22 protein-coding genes are annotated in these 20124 nt (G+C 63.8%); 9 read left to right on the plus strand and 13 right to left on the minus strand.

Going from position 1 to position 20124, the window contains the following annotated elements:
• The first annotated feature begins 125 nt into the window (after positions 1-125).
• Positions 126-602 (plus strand): pilin, encoded by a 477-nt coding sequence (locus AC3FLX_RS17940; protein ID WP_488698651.1) that lies wholly within the window; start codon positions 126-128, stop codon positions 600-602.
• A gap of 90 nt (positions 603-692) precedes the next feature.
• Here the strand turns inward: AC3FLX_RS17940 and AC3FLX_RS17945 are convergent, their stop codons facing one another.
• Genes AC3FLX_RS17945 through AC3FLX_RS17955 form a run of 3 tightly spaced genes read right to left on the minus strand, consistent with a single transcriptional unit; the run spans position 693 to position 4478 of the window.
• Positions 693-1691 carry a tripartite tricarboxylate transporter substrate-binding protein gene (locus tag AC3FLX_RS17945; protein WP_488698652.1) on the minus strand — a complete coding sequence of 333 codons (999 nt, stop codon included), beginning with the start codon at positions 1689-1691 and terminating at the stop codon, positions 693-695.
• A gap of 39 nt (positions 1692-1730) precedes the next feature.
• Positions 1731-2906 (minus strand): acyl-CoA dehydrogenase family protein, encoded by a 1176-nt coding sequence (locus AC3FLX_RS17950; protein WP_488698653.1) that lies wholly within the window; start codon positions 2904-2906, stop codon positions 1731-1733.
• 18 nt (positions 2907-2924) lie between these two features.
• Entirely contained in the window at positions 2925-4478 is a 1554-nt protein-coding gene (locus AC3FLX_RS17955) for an AMP-binding protein (RefSeq protein WP_488698654.1), read from the minus strand.
• Between the two features lie 102 nt (positions 4479-4580).
• Between AC3FLX_RS17955 and AC3FLX_RS17960 the strand changes: the two genes are divergently transcribed.
• Positions 4581-5471, plus strand: a complete 891-nt coding sequence (locus AC3FLX_RS17960; protein ID WP_488698655.1) for a LysR family transcriptional regulator — start codon at positions 4581-4583, stop codon at positions 5469-5471.
• 13 nt (positions 5472-5484) lie between these two features.
• On the opposite strand, the gene AC3FLX_RS17965 is transcribed toward AC3FLX_RS17960, so the two are convergent.
• On the minus strand, positions 5485-5850 hold the full coding sequence (locus AC3FLX_RS17965) for a c-type cytochrome (RefSeq protein WP_488698656.1): 366 nt from the start codon (positions 5848-5850) through the stop codon (positions 5485-5487).
• Between the two features lie 14 nt (positions 5851-5864).
• Positions 5865-6278 (minus strand): VOC family protein, encoded by a 414-nt coding sequence (locus tag AC3FLX_RS17970; protein ID WP_488698657.1) that lies wholly within the window; start codon positions 6276-6278, stop codon positions 5865-5867.
• 137 nt (positions 6279-6415) lie between these two features.
• On the opposite strand from AC3FLX_RS17970, the gene AC3FLX_RS17975 reads away from it, so the two are divergent.
• A complete protein-coding gene (locus AC3FLX_RS17975) occupies positions 6416-8833 on the plus strand; it encodes a DUF3772 domain-containing protein (protein ID WP_488698658.1) in 2418 nt (805 codons plus the stop codon).
• A gap of 394 nt (positions 8834-9227) precedes the next feature.
• Here the strand turns inward: AC3FLX_RS17975 and pip are convergent, their stop codons facing one another.
• On the minus strand, positions 9228-10187 hold the full coding sequence (gene pip, locus AC3FLX_RS17980; protein WP_488698659.1) for a prolyl aminopeptidase: 960 nt from the start codon (positions 10185-10187) through the stop codon (positions 9228-9230).
• A 132-nt stretch (positions 10188-10319) separates the two neighbouring features.
• Here pip and AC3FLX_RS17985 point away from each other — a divergent pair, with 132 nt between their 5' ends.
• On the plus strand, positions 10320-11030 hold the full coding sequence (locus AC3FLX_RS17985) for a DUF2076 domain-containing protein (RefSeq protein WP_488698660.1): 711 nt from the start codon (positions 10320-10322) through the stop codon (positions 11028-11030).
• 132 nt (positions 11031-11162) lie between these two features.
• Positions 11163-12323 (plus strand): zinc-binding metallopeptidase family protein, encoded by a 1161-nt coding sequence (locus AC3FLX_RS17990; RefSeq protein WP_488698661.1) that lies wholly within the window; start codon positions 11163-11165, stop codon positions 12321-12323.
• Here the strand turns inward: AC3FLX_RS17990 and AC3FLX_RS17995 are convergent.
• On the minus strand, positions 12307-13548 hold the full coding sequence (locus AC3FLX_RS17995; protein ID WP_488698662.1) for an MFS transporter: 1242 nt from the start codon (positions 13546-13548) through the stop codon (positions 12307-12309). The genes AC3FLX_RS17990 and AC3FLX_RS17995 overlap by 17 nt on opposite strands.
• Positions 13549-13945: 397 nt before the next feature.
• Between AC3FLX_RS17995 and AC3FLX_RS18000 the strand changes: the two genes are divergently transcribed.
• Entirely contained in the window at positions 13946-14389 is a 444-nt protein-coding gene (locus AC3FLX_RS18000; RefSeq protein ID WP_488698663.1) for a hypothetical protein, read from the plus strand.
• A 77-nt stretch (positions 14390-14466) separates the two neighbouring features.
• On the opposite strand, the gene AC3FLX_RS18005 is transcribed toward AC3FLX_RS18000, so the two are convergent.
• Together AC3FLX_RS18005 and AC3FLX_RS18010 are read right to left on the minus strand one after the other, a co-directional pair.
• On the minus strand, positions 14467-15363 hold the full coding sequence (locus AC3FLX_RS18005; RefSeq protein WP_488698664.1) for a LysR family transcriptional regulator: 897 nt from the start codon (positions 15361-15363) through the stop codon (positions 14467-14469).
• Complete coding sequence (locus AC3FLX_RS18010) at positions 15356-15628, minus strand: hypothetical protein (RefSeq protein ID WP_488698665.1); 273 nt, start codon at positions 15626-15628, stop codon at positions 15356-15358. Before AC3FLX_RS18010 ends, AC3FLX_RS18005 begins: the two co-directional genes overlap by 8 nt.
• Between AC3FLX_RS18010 and AC3FLX_RS18015 the strand changes: the two genes are divergently transcribed.
• Both AC3FLX_RS18015 and AC3FLX_RS18020 read left to right on the plus strand, forming a co-directional pair.
• Positions 15606-16133, plus strand: a complete 528-nt coding sequence (locus tag AC3FLX_RS18015; RefSeq protein ID WP_488698666.1) for an OB-fold protein — start codon at positions 15606-15608, stop codon at positions 16131-16133. The genes AC3FLX_RS18010 and AC3FLX_RS18015 overlap by 23 nt on opposite strands.
• A 152-nt stretch (positions 16134-16285) precedes the next feature.
• The gene (locus AC3FLX_RS18020; RefSeq protein ID WP_488698667.1) at positions 16286-17074 is read left to right on the plus strand and encodes an NAD(P)H-dependent oxidoreductase; all 789 of its coding nucleotides are present in this window, start codon (positions 16286-16288) and stop codon (positions 17072-17074) included.
• Positions 17075-17092: 18 nt separating this feature from the next.
• Here the strand turns inward: AC3FLX_RS18020 and AC3FLX_RS18025 are convergent, their stop codons facing one another.
• Together AC3FLX_RS18025 and AC3FLX_RS18030 are read right to left on the minus strand one after the other, a co-directional pair.
• Positions 17093-17242 carry a hypothetical protein gene (locus AC3FLX_RS18025; protein WP_488698668.1) on the minus strand — a complete coding sequence of 50 codons (150 nt, stop codon included), beginning with the start codon at positions 17240-17242 and terminating at the stop codon, positions 17093-17095.
• An 82-nt stretch (positions 17243-17324) separates the two neighbouring features.
• Positions 17325-17618: a nicotinamide mononucleotide transporter gene (locus AC3FLX_RS18030; RefSeq protein WP_488698669.1), complete on the minus strand. Its 294-nt coding sequence runs from the start codon at positions 17616-17618 to the stop codon at positions 17325-17327.
• 174 nt (positions 17619-17792) lie between these two features.
• Here AC3FLX_RS18030 and AC3FLX_RS18035 point away from each other — a divergent pair, with 174 nt between their 5' ends.
• The gene (locus AC3FLX_RS18035; RefSeq protein WP_488698670.1) at positions 17793-18023 is read left to right on the plus strand and encodes a DUF3820 family protein; all 231 of its coding nucleotides are present in this window, start codon (positions 17793-17795) and stop codon (positions 18021-18023) included.
• 71 nt (positions 18024-18094) lie between these two features.
• Here AC3FLX_RS18035 and AC3FLX_RS18040 read toward each other — a convergent pair whose 3' ends face one another.
• Positions 18095-18361, minus strand: a complete 267-nt coding sequence (locus AC3FLX_RS18040; RefSeq protein ID WP_488698671.1) for a hypothetical protein — start codon at positions 18359-18361, stop codon at positions 18095-18097.
• A 123-nt stretch (positions 18362-18484) separates the two neighbouring features.
• Entirely contained in the window at positions 18485-20053 is a 1569-nt protein-coding gene (locus tag AC3FLX_RS18045) for a glucan biosynthesis protein G (RefSeq protein WP_488698672.1), read from the minus strand.
• Positions 20054-20124: the final 71 nt, after the last annotated feature.

Here is a 20124-nt window from a genome sequence, read left to right on the forward strand (position 1 = left end):
TCGTTACAGGTGACAAGAATTCTCACATTTCGACGAATTTTGGCCGTTTGAGAGCTGGCACACCTGTTGCTCTATATGCACCCGACAGCAACTGCTGTTCTCAATTAATTAAAGGGGTCAATTCCATGAAAAAAGCACGGATGGGAATCCACCAACGGGTCCAAAAGGGTTTCACGCTGATCGAACTGATGATCGTGGTCGCGATCATCGGTATCCTGGCTGCTATCGCGATTCCGCAATATCAGGATTACGTGGCCAAGTCGCAGGTGTCGCGTGCCGTGAGCGAAATCTCGGCGTACAAGACGGGTATTGAAGACCGCCTGAACAACGGCGCCACGTCGATCGCCGCCACTGATATCGGCTACGTGAAGACGAGCCTGACCGTCACCAGCCCGTTCAACGCAGCAGTCGCGTTCAACGGCGGTGCAGGCCAAGTCGTGGTTACCCTGGACCAGAATGTTGCCTCGTCGGTTAACGGCGCAACGATCACGCTGCAACGCCTGGCCACTGGCGATTGGCAGTGCGCTGTGAGCAAAGGCTCGAACGGCAACTTCAAGAAGGTCTACGCTCCGGCTGGTTGCCCGAACACGGACGGCGTCTAAGCCAAGACAAAGCAGCTCACACTTAGTGCTTGAAAAAACCCCGGCCTTTCCCCGGGGTTTTTTCTTTCCAGCAGTCGCTTCAACGCCCCATCACCCCACCTCCCCCCGCATCCCGATCTCCCCGATCAGCTTCCCGTACCGCGCATTCTCCGCCGCCACCATTTGCGTGAACTGCGCCGGCGAGTCGCTCTTCCTGATCTCCCCTGCACTTGCCTTCATCGTCGCGTCGAGCTTGCCGCTCTTCTGCAGCGCCGATACCGCGTCGAACAGCCGCTTTGCCATCGGCGCCGGCAAACCCGCCGGGGCAAACAAGCCGCTCCAGTTATCGAGCACAAACCCCGGTGGCAGCGCTTCCGCCAGCGTCGGTGCATCGGGGAAGTAGATCGAGCGCGCCGCCGAGGACACCGCCAGCGCGCGGACCTGTCCGTTGCGCAGGAACGGCGCGGCGGTGGACAGCACCGGCATGCCGAACTGCGTCTGGCCGCTCAGCATCGATGTCAGGATTTCGCTGGCGCCCTTGTACGGGATATGCACGGCCTCGGCATGCATCTGGTGCAGCAGCGATTCCACGGCCAGATGCGACACGCTGCCCTTGCCGCCCGAGCCGTAGTTCAGCGCGCCGGGCTTCTTCTTCATCGCGTCGATCAACTCGCGCGCGGTCCTGAATGGCGACGATGCCGGCACGGCCAGTACCACCGGGCCTCCGGACAGCGCCGAGAGCGCCGTGAAGTCCCTGGCCGCGTCGTACGGCTGCTCCTTGTACAGATGGACGTTGATCACATGCTGGTTGGCTAGGATGCCAAGCGTATAACCATCGGGCTCAGCCCGTTTCAGCGCACGCGCACCGATGATGCCACCGGCCCCGCCGATGTTCTCGACCACCAGCGGCTGGCCCAGCACCGGCGACAGTTCGGCCGAGATGGTGCGGGCGATGGCATCGGGCGCGGTGCCCGCGATAAACGGCACGATCAGCCGGATCGGGCGCGACGGATACGGCGCGGCAGCCACCGCCACGCGGCTCATCGCACCGCCAAATGCGGCGGCACCCGCCGCGGCGCCTGCCGTGGCAAGCCATTGACGACGATTCATGTTGTCTCCTGTCTTGTTCTGGTCTTGTTGCCTGACTGCTCAGGCCCCGGCCGTATCGAGGATGGCGCGGGCGATGGTATTGCGCTGGATCTCGCTGGTGCCCGTGAAGATGCGGAACATGCGCAGCTTGCGCCAGGTTTGCTCCACCGGATGTCCGCGCGTCACGCCCAGGTTGCCGTGGATCTGCACGGCCTTGTCGGCCACCTCGAAGCAGCGTTCCGACACAAACAGCTTGCACGCGGCAGCCTTCATGCGCAGGTCGGCACCGGCATCGGCCAGCAACGCGGTCTGGGCGATCATGCTCTCGCAGGCCCATAGCGCGGCCGCCATGTCGGCGAGCATGTGCTGGATGGCCTGGAAGCGCGCAATCGGCCCGCCAAACTGGCGGCGCTGGCCGGCATACTCGACCGACGCCTGGTAGGCGCGCGTGGCCAGCCCCAGCATCGACGGGCAATGCAACAGCCGGTTCACGTTGATGCGCGACATGCCCAGCTTGAAGCCCTGCCCTTCGCCGCCAAAGATGTTGGCGCGCGGCACGCGCACGTTCTCGAAGCGGATGTCGGCATCGATGTGCTGGCCCGACATCGGCACGTACGTCGTGCTGACCGTCACGCCTGGCAGGTCCAGGTCCACCAGCACGGCCGTGATCGACGGTGGCGTGGTGGTGGCATCGGTCACGCACATGACAATCGCAAAATCCGCGAACGGCGCACCGCTGATGTAATGCTTCTCGCCGTTCACGATCAGGTCGTCGCCATCGGCCACCGCACTCGTGCGGATGCTCTGCGCATCGGAGCCGGAATGCGGCTCGGTCAGCGCAAAGCAGGTGGATTTCTCGCCCCGGATCACCGGCTGGAAGTAGCGCGCGACCTGGTCGGGCGTGGCGTACTTGAGCATATTGCCCACGCGCGGCGGGCCGCCCAGATCGCCCAGCACGTGGGGAGCCAGCACCGCGCCGCTGGCGGCCAGGTCCGCCTTCAGCGCGCACTGTTCCGAAATATTGAGGCCCCGTCCACCCAGTTCCACCGGCAGGCAGGCGGCGTACAGCCCCAGTTCGCTGGAGCGCCGCCAGACAGTGCGCAGCACCTCGCGCGGCCACGGGTCTTCCGTGCCGAGGCCGAGTTCGCGTTCCAGCGGCCGCAGTTCCTCGTCGATAAAGCGCCGTACCGCCGCGCGCGTTTCGATCAGCACGGGATTGGTCAGATGGTCGAACATGCGTCTCTCCTCCGTGATTCAGTTCACGCGGCGGCTGGCGCCAAGCCAGTACTGCTCGCGCACCAGCTTGCGGGCGAGCTTGCCGCTGGCGTTCTTGGGCAGCTCGGCGACAAAGTCCACCGAACGCGGCGACTTGTAATCGGCGATACGCGCGCGGCAATGGCCGATCAGCTCGGCCGCGCTGGCCTGGCGGCCCGGCCACAGTGCCACCACGGCCTTGACGCTTTCGCCCCAGGTGTCATCGGGCACGCTGATCACGCAGGCTTCCATGACATCGGGATGCTGGTACAGCGTGGCCTCGACCTCGGTTGGATAGACGTTGAAGCCACCTGAAATGATCATGTCCTTCTTGCGGTCGACCAGATAGAGATATCCGTCGGCGTCCACGCGTGCGAGGTCGCCCGTATGAAGCCAGCCATCCACCAGCACTTCGCGCGTCAGTTCCGGTTCGCCCCAGTAGCCCTGGAACACGTCCGCGCCGCGAATCACGAGTTCGCCGATCTCGTCACCGCTGACCTCTTCGCCGCGTGCGTTGACCACACGTACTTCGGTTTCGCCCAGGGCGCGGCCGCAAGACGCCAGCCGTTCTGGATGGCGCGCGATGGCCAGCGCATGATCGGCCGTCGACAACCGCGTCACGCCCGAAGTGGACTCGCTCACGCCATACCCTTGCGACAGGATCGGGCCGATGCGCTCCCAAGCCTCCCGAATCCGCGCCGGCGCCATCGGGGCCGCACCGTAAGCCAGCGTCTTGAGGCTACTGAGATCGGCCGTGGCCAGCGCGGGCTCGGCCAGCAGCATGTTGATCATGGCGGGCACCATGAACACGTGCGTCAGCTTGAGGCGCGCCACATCGGCCAGAAAACCGGCCGGTTCGAATCTTTCGAACAGCACCAGCGTGGCGCCCAGGAACAGATAGGGCTGCATCAGCATGCCCGAGGCATGCGTGATCGGGCCGATCAGCGCCAGGCGGTCGCCGGGGCGGGCGGGACGATCCATCGTCAGGATCATCTTGCGCATCGAGGCCAGCCGGTTGCCATAGGTCTGCATGGCGGCCTTGATTTTGCCGGTGGAACCCGACGAAAAGTGCAGCACCGCCAGGTCGTCTGGCTGGGGAACGTAGTCGATGGCCGTATCGGCGCCGCCCGCGATCAGCGACGCATAAGCGCCATAGCCATCCTGCGCGCCAGCAATCGAAAAGAAGTGCTCGACGCAGTCGAATCCGCGCGTGTCGCGCGAATATCCGGTGTAGCCGGCGCCCGCAATCATCACGCGCGGGGTGCAGTTTTCCACCACATCCGACGCCTCGTGGGCGGTAAAGCGCGGGTTCAGCGCGGCCTTCACCAGCCCGGCCTTGTACAGCGCGCATTCGATCTCGACGATCTCGGGGCAATTGCGCGACTGGACCGCCACGCGGTCGCCCTTGCGCAGGCCCAGCGCCAGCAGGGCGTTGGCCAGCCGCGTCGATCGCTCGTCGAGCTGGCGGTAGGTCAGCACGCTGTCCCGGTACAGCACGGCGGGGCTGTCGCCCCAATAGCGCGCCGCGCGCCTGAGGAAATAGGCGAACGTCATCGATGTCTCCGTTGTTGGTGTGGTGTGACCCAAGTCTGTAAGATGCGTGGCATCACCACAATGCACCAATCGGAATAAAGTCATAAACAACAGGAATGTTCGATGGAGACACGCGATCTGGAGTACGTGCTGGCCGTGGGCGCCCACGGCGGCATCGGGCGCGCGGCCGAGGGGCTGGGCATCACGCAGCCGGCCCTGACCAAGGCCATTCAGCGGGTGGAAGCACAGCTCGGCGTACCGCTGTTCGAGCGCACCACGCTGGGCATGCGCGTCACGCAGGCCGGCTCCGTGTTCCTGGAGCGGGCGCGGCGCATCCGGCTGGAATATGACGATGCGATCACGGAAATGCGCGGCATTCAAACTGGCGAACAGGGCCAGCTTCGGCTCGGCTACTCACCGTCGATGCCCAATGCGCTGGTGCTTGGGTCGTGCCAGCAACTGATCCGCGAGCGTCCCGTGGCGCGGCTGCGCCTGACAATGCGGGTGGCGCGCGAGCTGATGGACATGGTGCAGGCAGGCGAACTGGACTTGGCCGTCGCGCCGCTGCCGCGCCAGTCCAACCCCGCACTGGCCACGTTCGAACTGTTCACCGACCGGCTGGCCGTGGTGGCCGACGAGAATCACCCCTTGCAACGCCGGCGCAACCTGACGCTGCAAGACCTGGTCGGCCAGCAGTGGCTGCTGCCGACCGGGCACGTGCTGATCCGTCAGCAGATCGATGCGGCATTCGCCGGTCTTGGCCTGCCGGTGCCAATCCTGCGCGTGGAGACGGACTTCGGCAGCGCCACGCTGTTCGATCTCGTGCGCGGCACCGAAATGCTCTGCATCGCGGGATCCACCACCAACAGCAAGCGGACGGGCCTGCGGCCGATTGCCCTGCGCGCGGACGCGCTGGATCTGGGACGGCGCGTCGGCGTAATCACACGCGCGGGTGCCTACCTGTCACCGCTGGCGCAGCGCATGATCGACATCCTGCAAGCGCACGTGGAATAACAGCGGCTGCGCGCTACTGAAACGTGCGCAGATAAGCCAGCAAATCGTCGATCTGGCGCGCGTTGCTCATGCCCCAGAAACGCATCTTCGTGCCGGGCACGACCTTGGCTGGTGATTGCAAGAAGGCGCGCAGCGTGTCGTCGCTCCAAACCACGGTGGACGATTTCATCGCATCGGAATAGCGGTAGTCATCGGTGGCGCCAGCCTTGCGGCCGAACACCGCGTTGAGCTGCGGCCCGAACGCGGCGCGTGCCGATGGGCCGACGTGGTGGCACGATGCACAGCGTGTGGTGAAGATGTCCTTGCCGGACTGGATGTCTCCGGCGTGGGCATTGGCCGCGCCGAGCAGCGCCAATGCCGTCAATACTGCGTATTTCATTGCAAATCGGAAAGTCAGTCGTTGCCAGCCGGATAGCTCGCCACTTCAATCAGGTTGCCATCGGGATCGCGGCAATACACCGATGTGATCGGGCCCAGCGCGCCGGTACGCTGCGCCGGCCCGGCTTCCACCGCTACCCTGTGCGCCAGGAAATGTGCCACCACTTCCTGCGGCGGCATCTTCGTGATGAAGCACAGATCGTCGCTGCCGGACGTGGGATGCACGCCCGTAAACCACGCGACGGTATCTTCACCGATAGGCCGCAGATTGATCTTCTGCTGCCCGAATTTCACCGATACGCGCTTGCCCGTGCGCGATTCAAAATCTTCGCGCCGCATGCCCAGCACCTGTTCATACCAGGCCGCGCTGGCCTCCACATCTTTCACGTTGAGCACGATATGGTCGAAGCGTTCGATCGCGAGCGTCATGGCGGTCCTTTGTGATCCGGAGGGGCACGTTTTATGTAACAGCATGTGTAGCTGTGCAGTGCAAGGCGTAATGTACACCGGCCCGGAAAGAGGCGGCTTTTATACTGCCCGGCCGGTCAACCACCGCGCCCCAAGTCATGCGCAGAATCTCCTGGCTCTTCATGAGCCTAGTCATCGCTGCACTGATCCAAGTGCCCCATGCGTTCGCGGCCGACTCCGCCTCTGAAGCGGCGGCGCAGCAAATCCCCGTCCTGACGCACGCCGAAGCCGTTAGCGAACTGAAGCGCCTGCAGTCCGAGCAGGATCGCGCAAAACAGCAGGCGTCCGGCACCTCCGGCAACGTCAAGCTGGGCGATCTCAACGACGCACTGAAGCAGCTTGACGACGATGTCGACAAGCTCACCGCATCGCTCACGCCGCAACGCGCGCAATTGCAGGCCCAGGTAGACCTGCTCGGGCCGCCGCCCGATGCCGGCACCGCCAAGGAAGCCCCCGCCGTTGTAAAACAGCGCGCCGAACTCAAGGCGCGCAGAGACCAGCTCGACGACGAACTGAAGCAGGCCGCCGACAGCAAGGACAACATCGCCCATCTGCGGGACCAGCTGGGCAAGCTGCAGCGCAGCCGCCTCAAGGATCAGCTTGCTCTGCGCTCCGAAAGCATCCTGAACCCGGATTTCTGGATACCGCTGTTCAAGGTCTCCGAGGAAGACCGCGAGCGGCTTGGCAACTTCACCGACGACATCGGGCCGATGATCCGGCAGGCGTGGGAACCGTCGCAACGCGGCAAGACCATTATCCTGCTGGCCGTTGCGCTGGCCGTGTGGTCGCTCGGCCGCCGTCTGCTCGAACGCGGGCTGGCCTGGTTCTGCCTGTCGCAGTTGCCTGAGACACGCCTGCGCCGCAGCGCACTGGCGCTGGCGACCGCGCTGACCACGGTGGTCACGACGGCCTTAGCGGTTCGCATCGTCTACGCGGCGTTCACGGGCGGCGATTACGTCGCGCCTGCGTTGCAGGACCTGATGAACGAGATCGCCAAGCTGACGATGACCAGCGCGCTCATCGCCGGCCTGGGACGCGCGCTGCTATGCACTCGCCATCCGAGCTGGCGGCTGCCGGCACTGGCCGATCCCGTGGCGCTGGCCATGAAGCCCTTCCCTACCGTGCTGGCCGGCCTGCTGCTGCTTGCAGGCACGCTGGAGCAGCTCAATCGCATGGCCGACACCACGGTGCAGGTTACGCTGCTCGGCCGCGGCCTGGTCTCACTGGTTGTGGTGCTCACGATCGGTGCCGCGCTGCTGCGCGCCAACCGGGTGCGCAGCGAACTCGTGGCGGCCGGTGAACGGCCCGAGGAGCGCGCCACGCTGGCCGGACTGATTCACGCCGCGGTCACGGTAATCGTGACGGTGTCGCTGATTGCCTTGCTGATCGGCTACATCAGCTTTGCGCGCTTCCTGACCTACGAACTGGTCTGGTTCGACATCGTGCTGTGCAGCCTCTATCTGCTGACCCAGCTGACGCGCGATATCTGCGAGGCGTTGTTCTCGGCTAACCACCGCAGTGGCCGCGTGATCAAGCAGTTGTTCGGGGTAGGCGACACGCATCTGGAGCAGGTATCGACAGTGCTGTCCGGCATCGGCGCCAGCGTGCTGCTTCTGCTGGCCGTGCTGGCCCTGCTGACGGGTGGATTCGGCACCACGCCGGCCGACCTGCTCAACAGCCTGCTGACCGTGCTTGGCGGCGAGCGCCTGCGCAGCATGAACATCATGCCGGACCGCATTCTCAATGCAGTGATCGCGTTGACGGTGGGCATCTGGCTGCTGCGCTCGGTGCGCCGCTGGCTCGACGCCGAACTGCTGCCCAAGCTGTGCTCCGAGCCTGGGCTACGCGCGTCGCTGATCACGCTGTTCAGCAATGTCGGCTATGTGCTGCTGGTGCTGCTGACGCTGTCGCTGCTCGGCGTGAAGTGGGAGAACCTGGCGTGGATCGTCAGCGCGCTATCGGTGGGTATCGGTTTCGGCCTGCAGGAGATCGTGAAGAACTTTGTGTCCGGGCTGATCCTGCTGACCGAGCGCCCCGTGAAGGTTGGCGACATGGTCAGCCTGGCCGGCGTGGAGGGCGATATCCGCCGCATCAACGTGCGCGCCACGGAGATTCAACTCGGCGACCGCTCCACGGTGATCGTGCCGAACTCGCAGCTGATCTCGCAGAACGTGCGCAACGTCACGATGAGCAACAGCACCCAGGGTGTGGCCACGCTGCAACTGACCTTCCCGCTCAATACCGACCCGGAGGTAGTACGAGACCTGCTGCTTGACGTCTACCGCGAGCACGAAACGATCCTCGATATCCCGGCCCCATCGGTCACGTTCAACCAGCTTGCGCCGAACGGCATCACGCTGAGCGTGACAGGCTATGTCGGCAGTCCGCGTATTGCCGCCGGCACCAAGAGCGATCTGCTGTTCGAAATCCTGAAGCGCCTGCGCGCGGCCAACATATCGCTGTCCGAGCCACAAACGCTGCGCGTGGAAAACATGGCGGCAGCCTTGGGCACCTGAGACATCTGAGCCACCCGGCAGGATGGGCGGCGGGACATCATCCCCCGCCCGTCTCGTGCCCGGTCCAGTAGTCGGCACCGTCATCGTGCGTGGAAAGCACAATCTTCTGCCGGCAATGCTGGCACGTGTAGACAAAGACTTGCTTGCCGGCGTGCGTCATTGCATCACCGGACCGCGCCAGGCGCGGATGAGGCGGAACATAACCGGGACGACCCAGCAGGTTCTTGCAAAGATCGCAAGGAACCATCGTGCTCTCCAGACTCTGACTTCGGACACTGCAACAACCATGTCCGCTTTTTCCGCAGACATTGCTGCAACGCAACAGGAATCAGTATAGGCGCACGATCGTTCTATCGCCACGGGCTTTCCGGCCAGTAGACGGCTTCCTCGTTTTTTATTTCCGTTCCGCAGCAAAGCGGTCTGTTGCCGCCAGCAACTGGTCCATAATGCCCGGCTCGGTCCAGGCGTGGCCCGCGCCTTCGATCAGATGGAAGTCCGCATCGGGCCACGCCTGGCGCAGTGCGTACGCGTAGCGCACCGGGCACGGCATGTCGTAGCGGCCGTGCACGATCACGCCGGGGATGCCGGCCAGCTTGTGGGCGTCGCGGATCAGCTGGCCGTCGTCGAGCCAGCCCCGATGCGTGAAGTAATGGTTTTCAATGCGCGCGAAGGCCAGCGCAAAATGCCCCTCGTCGTGCTTGGCGCTGTTGTCGGGATTCGGCAGCAGCGTGATCGTCTCGCCTTCCCATACGCTCCAGGCTCGCGCGGCTTCGACCTGCTTGTCCTCGTCGTCGCCGGTCAGCAGCTTCCGGTAAGCGGCCATCATGTCGCCGCGCTCTGCCTCTGGCACCGGCGCCTGAAAGCGCTCCCACTTGTCGGGGAACATTTCCGAGACGCCGAACTGGTAATACCAGTCGAGCTCGGCCTGCGACACCGTGTACACACCCCGCAGCACCAGTTCGCTGACGCGCCGCGGATGGGTCTGCGCGTAGGCCAGCGCCAGGGTCGAGCCCCACGAACCGCCGAATACGAGCCATTGTTCCACGCCGATCAACTGGCGCAGCTTTTCGATATCGTCGACCAGATGCCAGGTGGTATTCGCTTCCAGCGATGCGTGGGGCGTGGAATGTCCGCATCCACGCTGGTCGAACAGCAGCACGTCGTATCGCGCGGGATCGAACAGGCGCCGGTGGTCGGGCGAGATGCCGCCGCCTGGCCCGCCGTGCAGGAACACCGCCGGCTTGGCGCCGCGCGTGCCGACACGTTCGAAATACAGGACGTGACCCTCGCCCACGTCGAGCGTGCCGGTCTCATAGGGTTCGATTTCGGGATAGAGCGTGCGGAGGTCGGACATGAAATGTTTCGTGTCGTGATCATTCGAAACAAAAGTGTAGCCCCCGACGAGCCGTGTTGGCTTTAAGTTTCGTTTAAGTCTGCGGCCCTAGATTTGAGCCGTACCGCAACCGAACCCCCAAGAGGTAACGCCATGACTCCCCAAGACGTGCAAGCACTGGAAGCCTTCCTGAGCCAACTGACCCAGGCGCGCGTGGATACCAAGGACCCGCAGGCCGCGGCGCTGATCGCCGATGCCGCGGCGCGTCAGCCCGATGCCGCCTACCTGCTGGTGCAACGGTCGATGCTGCTCGATCGCGCATTGCAGAACGCGCAGGCGCAGATCGCATCGCTGCAGACCCAGCTGCAGGCCGCGCAGGCCGCGAGTGGCAACGGCGGGCGCGGGTTCATCGACAACGACAATGCCTGGGGTAACAGTGCCGGGCGGATTCCGCAGCCGGCGCCGGCGCCCGCGCCCTATCAGCCGGCACCGCAATTCCAGCCGCCCCAGTACCAGGCGGCACCGGCCCAGCAGCAGGCGCGTCCCGGCTTTCTGGGTGGCGGATTCGGCAGCACGCTGGGCAGTATCGCCACTACGGCAGCCGGCGTGGCAGGCGGCGCCATGCTGTTCCAGGGCATCGAGAATCTGTTCCACCGGGGCAGCGGCAGCGGCGGCGCCGGCGGCTTTTTCGGTGGCCAGCCGGCGACTGGCTCGGAGACGGTCGTCAACAACTTCTATGGCGACGACAATGGATCGGGCGGCGGGCAGCGCGACAACACGCTTCTGGCCGATAACGGCAACCTCGACAACGGGCTGGACGATTACCTCGACAATAACCAGGACGACGACTCGTCGTACTTCTAAGCGCCCGAAGTTCTTCGCTCTCCCCGCCTGCGCGGGGGAGCCGGTGGTCCACCGCACCGTGTAGGACTGCGCCCGGTTGCAAGTGGCGGCGCGCGGGGGCACGATCTTCCAGATCCGATCGGAGCCGGTGCCATGAAGACGTTCCACTGCAATCGCTGCGGCAACCTTGTGTTCTTCGAGAACGTCGTCTGCGAGCGCTGTCAGGCAACGCTGGGCTTCATCCCGGCGCTATCGCAGATCGCGGCGTTCGAGGGCAACGATGAAAGCGGCTGGCGCAGCCTGCATCCGGAAGCCAAGGATGAGATGTTCCGCCGCTGCCACAACTATCAGGCGGAGGCGGTCTGCAACTGGATGGTGCCAGCCGACGACCCCAGCCCGCTATGCGATGCCTGCAAGCTCACGCATACGATTCCAAACCTCGATATTCCCGACAACCGGCTTTACTGGTACCGGCTGGAAACCGCCAAGCGGCGCCTGCTGTATACGCTGCTGTCGCTGGGGCTGCCGGTCATCTCGCGTGAAGACGATCCCGAGTCCGGGCTGCAGTTCGACTTCCTGGCCGATACCGACCCGCTCGATCCGGCGATGACCGGCCATGACAACGGCCTCATCACGATCAATATCGCGGAGGCCGACGACGCGCACCGCGAGCAGACCCGCAGCCAGATGGGCGAAGCCTATCGCACGCTGCTCGGGCATTTCCGTCACGAGGTGGGGCATTTCTACTTCAACCGGCTGATAGCCGGCACGCGATGGCTTGAGCCGTTCCGCCGGCTGTTCGGCAACGAAGGCGCCGATTATGGGGAGGCACTGAAGCGCCACTACGATCAGGGCGTGCCCGCTGACTGGCAAGCGTCGTATATCAGCGCCTATGCAACGATGCATCCGTGGGAAGACTGGGCCGAGACGTGGGCGCACTACCTGCATATGGTCGACACGCTGGACACCGCCGTGTCATGCGGGCTGGTACTCAAGCCGGAAAGTCCGCAGGAGCCGACGCTGACCGATCAGACACCCGTGGAAGATGCCAGTTTCCGCAGCCTGATGAACCGCTGGTTTCCGCTCACCTATGTACTGAACAGCCTGAACCGCAGCCTGGGCGTGCCGGACGGCTATCCGTTCACGCTGTCGCCCACGGTGGTGGCCAAGCTGGAATTCGTGCATCGCGTGATCGATGCCGCGGCGCGAGAGCGGACTGCCCCCGCGCCGTCGGCAAGTACATCCGGCAATACATCCGGAAATACGTTGGGCCGTACGTCGGCCAGTACCTCGGAAACTACGCCGTCACGGTAATGTCACGGCGCGGCGTGCTCGCCAGCGACCACGCGAATACCGCCAGGCCGCCCAGTGCCAGCAGCGCGCCAACCCAGCCGGTAGACGTCCAGCCCATGCCGGCGGCAATGGTCACTCCACCCAGCCAGGCGCCCAGCGCGTTGGCCATGTTGAAGGCCGAGTGATTGAGCGCGGCGGCCAGTGTCTGTGCATCGCCGGCCACGTCCATCAACCGGATCTGCAGCGGCGGCCCCAGGGCCACCGCCGTACCCACCAGCATCACGTTCAGCGATGCCAGCCAGGCATGGTGCGCCGTGAACACGAACGCGCCAAGCACCAGCGCTGACCACACCAGCACGCCGCCCACGGTGGGCATCAGCGCGCGGTCGGCCAGCTTTGCACCGGCCAGGTTACCCGCCACCATGCCCACGCCAAACAGCGCCAGCACGACAGGTATTCCGCTGGCCGGCATGTGCGCCACTTCGAGCATGGTCGGCTTGACGTAGCTGAACACGGCGAACATGCCGCCGAATCCAATCGCCCCAATGCCGAGCGTGAACCAGACCTGCTTGCGCGCCAGCGCGGACAGTTCGCGCAGCGGGCTGGCATGCCGGTCGGCCGGCACGAACGGTACCCAGCGCCAGACCAGCAGCACCGTGAGCGCACCGATGGCGCCAACGATCATGAACGCGGCGCGCCAGCCCAGCCACGTGCCGATGCCGGCCGCGATCGGCACGCCAACCAGCGTTGCGACGGTCAGGCCGAGCATGACCAGGCCAACCGCCTGCGCGCGACGCTCGCGCGCCACCAGGCTGGCCGCGACCAGTGCGGCCACGCCAAAGTAGGTGCCATGCGGAAAGCCGGTCAGCAGCCGCAGCACCATCATCGACATATAGCTGGGCGCCAGGGCGCTGGCGACGTTGCCAATGGCAAAGAACGCCATCAGCGCAATCAGCAGGTTGCGGCGCGGCCAGCGCGCGCCCAGCACTGCCAGCAGCGGCGCGCCGATCACCACGCCCAGCGCGTAGGCGCTGATCAGGTGGCCAGCCTCGGGAATGGTGATGGCGAGGTCGCGGGCGGCATCGGGCAGCAGGCCCATGATCACGAATTCGCCAGTGCCGATGCCAAAGCTGCCTACACCCAGCGCCAGCAGTGCACGGCGGTCGGCGGATCGGTTGCGTGATTCGGAATCGGTGTTCGGGGCGAGGTCGGGGACGTTGTCAAAATTTCCGGAAGGGGCGGTCATGAGAAGAGAAACGCGAGACTTTTTTTCATGGCATTGCGCCGCGCACTGGTGGGCGGGATCTTGCGTCCTGCCTCGTGAAATCCAGCGTGCTCCGGGTGCGGCGTGGTGAAGCTACGTAGTACTACGTCGTGCCACCGGGGGCGGCCACCTCTACGTAAGGGCGCTATTGTGAAGCAAAACGGCGGAAGCTGCCGGCCGTGCCACAAAGCCCCTTTATATCGGTCCCGTATCGGTCCTGCATTCGGCGATCTCGGGCATGTGCGGCACTGTGGGATAGGGCACAACGAGCATTGCGAAGCGTGCCGTTGCCGCCCTATGCTGAAGATATGCGGCGCCGGGTACCGTACCCACGAAGCACGGGGCCGAGTGCCGCGCGTATCGTCGTGTGGGAGGGGATATGTCCCTGCGTAATTCACTGCTTTTATCGGCCATCGGCCTGGCCTGGACACTACCCGCCCTCGGGCAGGGATGCCAGCACGACATGCAATGCAAGGGCGACCGCATATGCAATATGGGCACGTGCACGGCGCCCGATGCTGACGGTCCGGACGCCGCCGCATCATCCCCTTCGTCGACAAAATCGTTGCCAACGATCAAGCTGTCTCCCCAGCAGCCATCAAAGTCGCAGCCCCAATCGCAGCCCCCGCAGGCCCCGCCGCAGTCGGTACCGCAGTTGGCACCGCAGCAGCAACAGGTCAGCGTGCCACATAGCTGCTGCACCGTGGCAGGCAAGCTGCGGCTGGCACCACAACAATCCGGCGATGCGCCGCTGGTAGCTGGCGACAGTTGCCAGGGCTTTACCTCGTCGGGCAAGCCCGTGCCCGGCACCGCGTGCAACTAGCACGGCGAGCGGCGCGCGCACTGGACTTCATTGAGCGTTCTGTAGCTGCCGGCGCGGGAGTGCCGGCAGATGGGAACTCACGCCACCGCCGCCGCGATCGACTCCCTTAACCACTGGTGCGCGGGGTCGCGGTGCAACCGCTCATGCCATAGCATCGACATCTCGTAGCCAGGCACTTCCACAGGTGCCTCAACTACCTGCAGCGCGGCGTTGTTGGCCACCAGCCGGGCCGGCAGCATCGCCACCAGGTCAGTGCTGGCCACGACCGATGCCACATACAGGAAATGGGGAACCGACAGGACCACGCGGCGCGACAGGCCGGCGGCGGCCAGCGCTTCGTCAGTGACCCCGAAAAACCCGCCGCCGTCCGGAGACACGATCACGTGTTCGAGCGCGCAGAACTGGGCGGCCGATGGCTTGCGCTTCAGGCGCGGATGTCCGGCGCGCCCGACCAATACATAGCGCTCCGTGAACAATGCCCTGCGGTGCAGGGTTTCCGGCGATTCCACAGTGGTATGAAACGCCAGGTCGATGTCGCCCTGCTCCGCCTGGCGCGCAAGCCTTGGCGGCACCATTTCGACGACGGCCAGGCGCGCGGCGGGGGCCTCCTGACGCAGCGCTGCCAGCGCGGGTAACAGTACGGTCGACTCGCTGTAGTCGGTGGCCGCGATTCGCCATGTATTGGTCGCCGCAGCCGGATCGAACGGATGCTCGGGAGACACCGCACGCTCCAGCGCAGCCAGTGCCTCGCGCAGCGGCTCACGCAACGATTCGGCACGTGCCGTGGGACGCATGCCGCGCGGCCCCGGCAGCAGCAGTGGATCGTCGAAGATTTCGCGCAACCTGGCAAGATGCACGCTGACCGACGGCTGGGAATAGTGCAGGCGCTCGGCCGCGCGCGTGACGTTGTGCTCCGACAGCAGTACGTCGAGCGTAACCAGCAGATTCAGATCGAGCCGACGCAAATTAATCATGGCGATACCGGTAGCTTCTGGAATTGACGATCAATATACCGGAGCCGCCCAGATACACCGAACCTGCCAATTCGAGAAAATCACCAGTAATATCGATTTGTGACGCATTCGATATAAAATCCCGGTCGTGCCCGGCCGTGGTGGTCAGGGCCACGACGGAGAAAAACATGAGAACGGGAAAACTTGTTGTTGGCCTTGCTCTGGTGGGCCTGCTGGCAGGCTGCGAGTCGATGGACAGCACCATGTCGTCGATCGGCACCTTCATGGATGGCGCCGATGACGTGGCCAATCTGGATTTCCGCATGCTGGCCGACGCCCAGCCGGCGTCGCTGGGCGATATCTGGTCTGACTGGAAAAAGAACGAAATCACGGCCAAGAAGAAGTGGGACAAGCAGGCCATCCAGGTCAATGGCACCGTGGCCCGCGTCACCAAGGTCGATGGCCTGAGCAGCTCCAGCGACAAGATCGCGGTCTACTTCAAGGACGAAGCAAACCCGCAGTGCACAGGCAAGGCACTGATGCGCGATGCGCTGATCGTCAACGAAAAGCGCATCAGCAATCTCAATACGGGTGACAAGATCAAGGTGACCGGCGTGCTGGCGACCCGCGATTCGGAAATGGCCAACAACAGCAATACCACGTGCTATTTCGCGTTTGCCAAGTCGAAGATCGAACGGCTGCCAGCCACCACGGCCGCTCCGGCTTCGGCCCCGGCGGCCAAGCCCGCCCGTACCGCGGCAACCAAGTCCACGAAGACGAGCAAGAAGTAAGACCGTGCCAGGGGCGGCGGTGACCCAATGCGGCGCCCGGCCCCGGAATTACTGATTGCAATAGCTGGCATCCTGGAGATTCATTTCTCATATAGCTCGGCCAGCCATATCCTGCCTCCATTGACTTGACACATCTGCTACAGGAGGCAGTCATGAACGTACTGATCGTCTACGCCCATCCCGAACCGACATCGCTGAACGGCTCGCTCAGAGACTTCGCGGTACAACGGCTGCAAGCGGCCGGATACCAGGTGCAGGTATCGGATCTTTATGCGATGCAATGGAAGGCGCCGATCGATGCGGGCGACACGCTAGAGCGGCGCCCTGGCGGTGCGCCATTCCATCCTTCGCTCGATTCGCTGCACGCATTCGAAAACGGCGTGCAGAGTCCCGATATCGCGCACGAGCAAGAGAAGCTGCGCTGGGCCGACGCGCTGATTCTGCAGTTCCCGCTCTGGTGGTTCTCGATGCCGGCGATCCTGAAAGGATGGGTCGAGCGCGTGTACGCATACGGCTTTGCGTATGGCGTGGGCGAGCACTCCGATGCACGCTGGGGCGACCGGTATGGCGAAGGTAGTCTGGCCGGCAAGCGCGCGATGCTGATGGTCACGACGGGTGGGTGGGAATCCCACTACAGCCCGCGCGGCATCAACGGACCGATCGACGACATCCTGTTCCCGATCCACCACGGCATTCTGTACTACCCGGGTTTCGATGTGCTGCCGCCGTTCCTGGTCTATCGCACTGGAAAGATGGACGCGGCGCGCTACCAGGCCACCACCGATGCCCTCGGCCAGCGCCTGGACCAACTGTTCACGACCACGCCGCTGGCGTTTCGTCCACAGAACAGTGGCGCCTACGAAATTCCGGCGCTCACGCTGCGGGATGACATCGCGCCGGGCCAGACTGGTTTTGCCACCCACCTTGCCACGGCGGCGTAAGGCGGGAGTCCGCTGGCACTATCGGTCGCGGGTCAGGCTTACGCCGGCATCGACCGTGCCGTAGGTGGTCACGCTCGATTGCCGTTCTCCGGTATCGGAAACCGTGGTGCATTCCTGGATCGAAACCAGCAGAAGGAAGATGCCGATCGTGCTGCAAATGGCTCGCATGGTGTGGCCTGAATCGTATTGACTCCGGCTTCGACGACCTGAGAGGCCGGGAAGTTCATCTCCCGGCTTCTTGCATTGCCGCTCAGGCGGCTTGCGGAGCACCTGCCTCGCGTGCGAGCTGGCGATAGTGACGTGTATGGCGGTACAGCCCGTAAAGGCTAGTCGCCGTAAAGCCGAGCTGCTGGACGAACAGTCCGTACGTGCCGGTCACGAGTGCAAAGGCACTCCAGACCAGGTTCGAACAAAGGTACGCCATCCATCCCCAGCGCGAAGCGCGATTATGCAGCGCGACCAGGAATGATCCACTCATGGCCAGGGCGCACCCCGACCATTCCAGTCCAGTCAGTAATTGCGGGATCTGAGCGGCAAGCTCCATGAAATTTGTCTCCGGTTTGTGTTCATTTTTTGTATGCAAAACGGAGACTACCGAAATCACGATCATCACGCAAGAGGAATGTCCCGACGGTCGGACGATGCTAAGGACCCGAGACTCGGCGTCCGCAAACGGCAGCGCTACAATGCGCGCTCATCGTCTTCGGGAACCGTTGCCATGCCGCTGGACCACGACGCGCTTCTATTGCTCGTCACGCGAGAAATGCCTTTCGGCAAGCACAAGGGCACGCTGATTGCAGACCTGCCGGGCAACTATCTGAACTGGTTTGCGCGCGAGGGCTTTCCTCCCGGCGAAATCGGCAGGCTGCTGGCGCTGATGCATGAACTGGACCACAACGGGCTCTCGGATCTGCTTAAGCCCTTGCGGGAAAAGGCTCCCCGGCGCTGACGCGCCCGGAGGGGCGGCCGTCCGGCCGAGCGCCAGCGGAATCGAGGCACTCGGCACGGCAAGAGCGGTCGCTACGACTTCTTCTGATTTGCAGTCGTGCGTGCTGCTGAAATGGCAGCATCGCGTTCCTTCGCCGCGGATGCCTTCGCTTCCTCATAGACCTTCTTGGCCTCGGCAACCTTGGTGTTGTATGTCTTGCGTGCCGCCGCGATCTCCTGACGCATCTGGACAATCTCGTCGCTAGGTGGCTGGGACTTTGCTCCGCTCGTCGTTTGCCCGATAGCGGGCAGTGCGGACAATCCAAGGACGACAGCGGCTAGGATGGCTACGCGCTTCATACTCTTGCTCCAGAGTTATCGTCCCGACACAGTAGACGATCGATTCCGGCATGCCATTGGACCAAGGTGCCGTACTGGAGAAGATCCATCTAGCCCCCTCCTTCGAAGGGGCTGCCATGCGTGTTATTTGACTGCCTGCGCGGGCGTCGGCTGGTTCGCGGTACCGGGAGGAATCTGGTAGCTCCACGTTTCGCTGATCGGCTTGCCATTGACCACCAGCGCTTCGCGCATTTCCACCACCTTGTTCGGATCCTTGACCCGGATACGCAGTGTCACGCGATAGCCCTTGGTCACGGGATTCGGCTGCAGCACGTTTTCGATGACCTCGACGTTGTCACCCACGCTGAACTGCGCTTGAACCGGCGTGTTCGGTGGCAAGGTCGCCAGCGGCCCACCCTCGAAATCGATCACGAACCCAAGACTGCCGTCCAGGTGACGAATCAGGTTCTTCTGCGTGATCTCACCTGCCGTGCGCAGCGTCTGCTTGACCCATGCAAGGTCCTTGGCAAACATGCCGCGCTCGTCCATCGTCCAGTGGATCGTGTAGTCGGCCTTGATCGGCGTGCCCTTGGGCGGCAACTGATCCGGCGTCCAGAACGACACGATGTTGTCGTTCGTTTCGTCGGGCGTGGGAATCTCCACCAACTCCACCTTGCCCTTGCCCCAATCGCCCTGCGGCTCGATCCACGCGCTTGGGCGCAAGTCGTAACGGTCCTTCAGGTCCTCGTACTGCGAGAAATCGCGGCCGCGCTGCATCAAGCCGAAACCGCGCGGATTGTTCACCTGGAACATGCTCAGCGCCACGTACTTCGGATTGTTCAGCGGACGCCAGAGCCATTCGCCGTCACCGGTATGGATCGACAGCCCGTTCGAGTCATGCAGCGCGGGGCGGAAGTTGTTGGCGTCTCGCATCTGCTGCGGCCCGAACAGGAACATGCTGGTCAGCGGCGCGATGCCTACCTTCTTCACCGGGCCGCGCATGAACACGCGCGCCTGCACTTTCAGCACCGCATCCGAGTCGGGACGGAGCTCAAAGCGGTAGGCGCCGGTGGCATTCTGCGAATCGAGCAGCGCGTAGAACACCAGATGCTTGTCCTCCGGCTTCGGGCGTTCGATCCAGAATTCGCGGAAGGCCGGAAACTCCTCGGGTTCGGACAGGCCCGTATTGATCGCCAGACCGCGCGCGGACAGACCATAGACCTGGCCCTTGCCAATCACGCGGAAATAGCTGGCGCCCAGGATGCTCATCACTTCGTCGAGCTTGTCGGCGCGGTTGATCGGGTACAGCACGCGAAACCCGGCATAGCCAAGCTTGTTCGTCGCGGCCTTGTCGAGCTTGAGATCGCCGAAGTCAAACCGGCTTGGTTCGTACTTGATCTCATGCACGCGGCTGTCGACGATCTCGTTGATGCGCACAGGGGTGCTGAAGTGCATGCCCTGGTGGTAAAAGCCGAGCTTGAACGGCGTGCCCTGCCCTTTCCACTCCACGTTATCCATCTTCGGCTGGATCTTGATGTAGTCGCCGAACTGCATCTGCGCGAACACGGGCGGCAGATTGCTGGCGGGCGCCGCGTAGGGCTGCTCGGAGAGCTTCTTTGCGCGGGCTGTCACGTCGTCGAGCGAAAACGCATGCGCCGGCGCCACGCCGATCAGGCAGCCGGCAAGCGCGATGCCCGGCAAGACAATTTGCATCCTGTTACGAAACGACGCGACACGACGGACGACGAAAGCGGTAACCACCAAGCGATCTCCAGGTTGAGATG

Source organism: Cupriavidus sp. 291-E7 (genome assembly GCF_057798835.1).

Bases quoted from the DNA above. Each gene is read 5' to 3' on its own strand.
- AC3FLX_RS17940 (WP_488698651.1), top strand. From the start codon at position 126: ATGAAAAAAGCACGGATGGGAATCCACCAACGGGTCCAAAAGGGTTTC.
- AC3FLX_RS17945 (WP_488698652.1), bottom strand. From the start codon at position 1,691: ATGAATCGTCGTCAATGGCTTGCCACGGCAGGCGCCGCGGCGGGTGCC.
- AC3FLX_RS17950 (WP_488698653.1), bottom strand. From the start codon at position 2,906: ATGTTCGACCATCTGACCAATCCCGTGCTGATCGAAACGCGCGCGGCG.
- AC3FLX_RS17955 (WP_488698654.1), bottom strand. From the start codon at position 4,478: ATGACGTTCGCCTATTTCCTCAGGCGCGCGGCGCGCTATTGGGGCGAC.
- AC3FLX_RS17960 (WP_488698655.1), top strand. From the start codon at position 4,581: ATGGAGACACGCGATCTGGAGTACGTGCTGGCCGTGGGCGCCCACGGC.
- AC3FLX_RS17965 (WP_488698656.1), bottom strand. From the start codon at position 5,850: ATGAAATACGCAGTATTGACGGCATTGGCGCTGCTCGGCGCGGCCAAT.
- AC3FLX_RS17970 (WP_488698657.1), bottom strand. From the start codon at position 6,278: ATGACGCTCGCGATCGAACGCTTCGACCATATCGTGCTCAACGTGAAA.
- AC3FLX_RS17975 (WP_488698658.1), top strand. From the start codon at position 6,416: ATGCGCAGAATCTCCTGGCTCTTCATGAGCCTAGTCATCGCTGCACTG.
- pip (WP_488698659.1), bottom strand. From the start codon at position 10,187: ATGTCCGACCTCCGCACGCTCTATCCCGAAATCGAACCCTATGAGACC.
- AC3FLX_RS17985 (WP_488698660.1), top strand. From the start codon at position 10,320: ATGACTCCCCAAGACGTGCAAGCACTGGAAGCCTTCCTGAGCCAACTG.
- AC3FLX_RS17990 (WP_488698661.1), top strand. From the start codon at position 11,163: ATGAAGACGTTCCACTGCAATCGCTGCGGCAACCTTGTGTTCTTCGAG.
- AC3FLX_RS17995 (WP_488698662.1), bottom strand. From the start codon at position 13,548: ATGACCGCCCCTTCCGGAAATTTTGACAACGTCCCCGACCTCGCCCCG.
- AC3FLX_RS18000 (WP_488698663.1), top strand. From the start codon at position 13,946: ATGTCCCTGCGTAATTCACTGCTTTTATCGGCCATCGGCCTGGCCTGG.
- AC3FLX_RS18005 (WP_488698664.1), bottom strand. From the start codon at position 15,363: ATGATTAATTTGCGTCGGCTCGATCTGAATCTGCTGGTTACGCTCGAC.
- AC3FLX_RS18015 (WP_488698666.1), top strand. From the start codon at position 15,606: ATGTCGTCGATCGGCACCTTCATGGATGGCGCCGATGACGTGGCCAAT.
- AC3FLX_RS18010 (WP_488698665.1), bottom strand. From the start codon at position 15,628: ATGAAGGTGCCGATCGACGACATGGTGCTGTCCATCGACTCGCAGCCT.
- AC3FLX_RS18020 (WP_488698667.1), top strand. From the start codon at position 16,286: ATGAACGTACTGATCGTCTACGCCCATCCCGAACCGACATCGCTGAAC.
- AC3FLX_RS18025 (WP_488698668.1), bottom strand. From the start codon at position 17,242: ATGCGAGCCATTTGCAGCACGATCGGCATCTTCCTTCTGCTGGTTTCG.
- AC3FLX_RS18030 (WP_488698669.1), bottom strand. From the start codon at position 17,618: ATGGAGCTTGCCGCTCAGATCCCGCAATTACTGACTGGACTGGAATGG.
- AC3FLX_RS18035 (WP_488698670.1), top strand. From the start codon at position 17,793: ATGCCGCTGGACCACGACGCGCTTCTATTGCTCGTCACGCGAGAAATG.
- AC3FLX_RS18040 (WP_488698671.1), bottom strand. From the start codon at position 18,361: ATGAAGCGCGTAGCCATCCTAGCCGCTGTCGTCCTTGGATTGTCCGCA.
- AC3FLX_RS18045 (WP_488698672.1), bottom strand. From the start codon at position 20,053: ATGCAAATTGTCTTGCCGGGCATCGCGCTTGCCGGCTGCCTGATCGGC.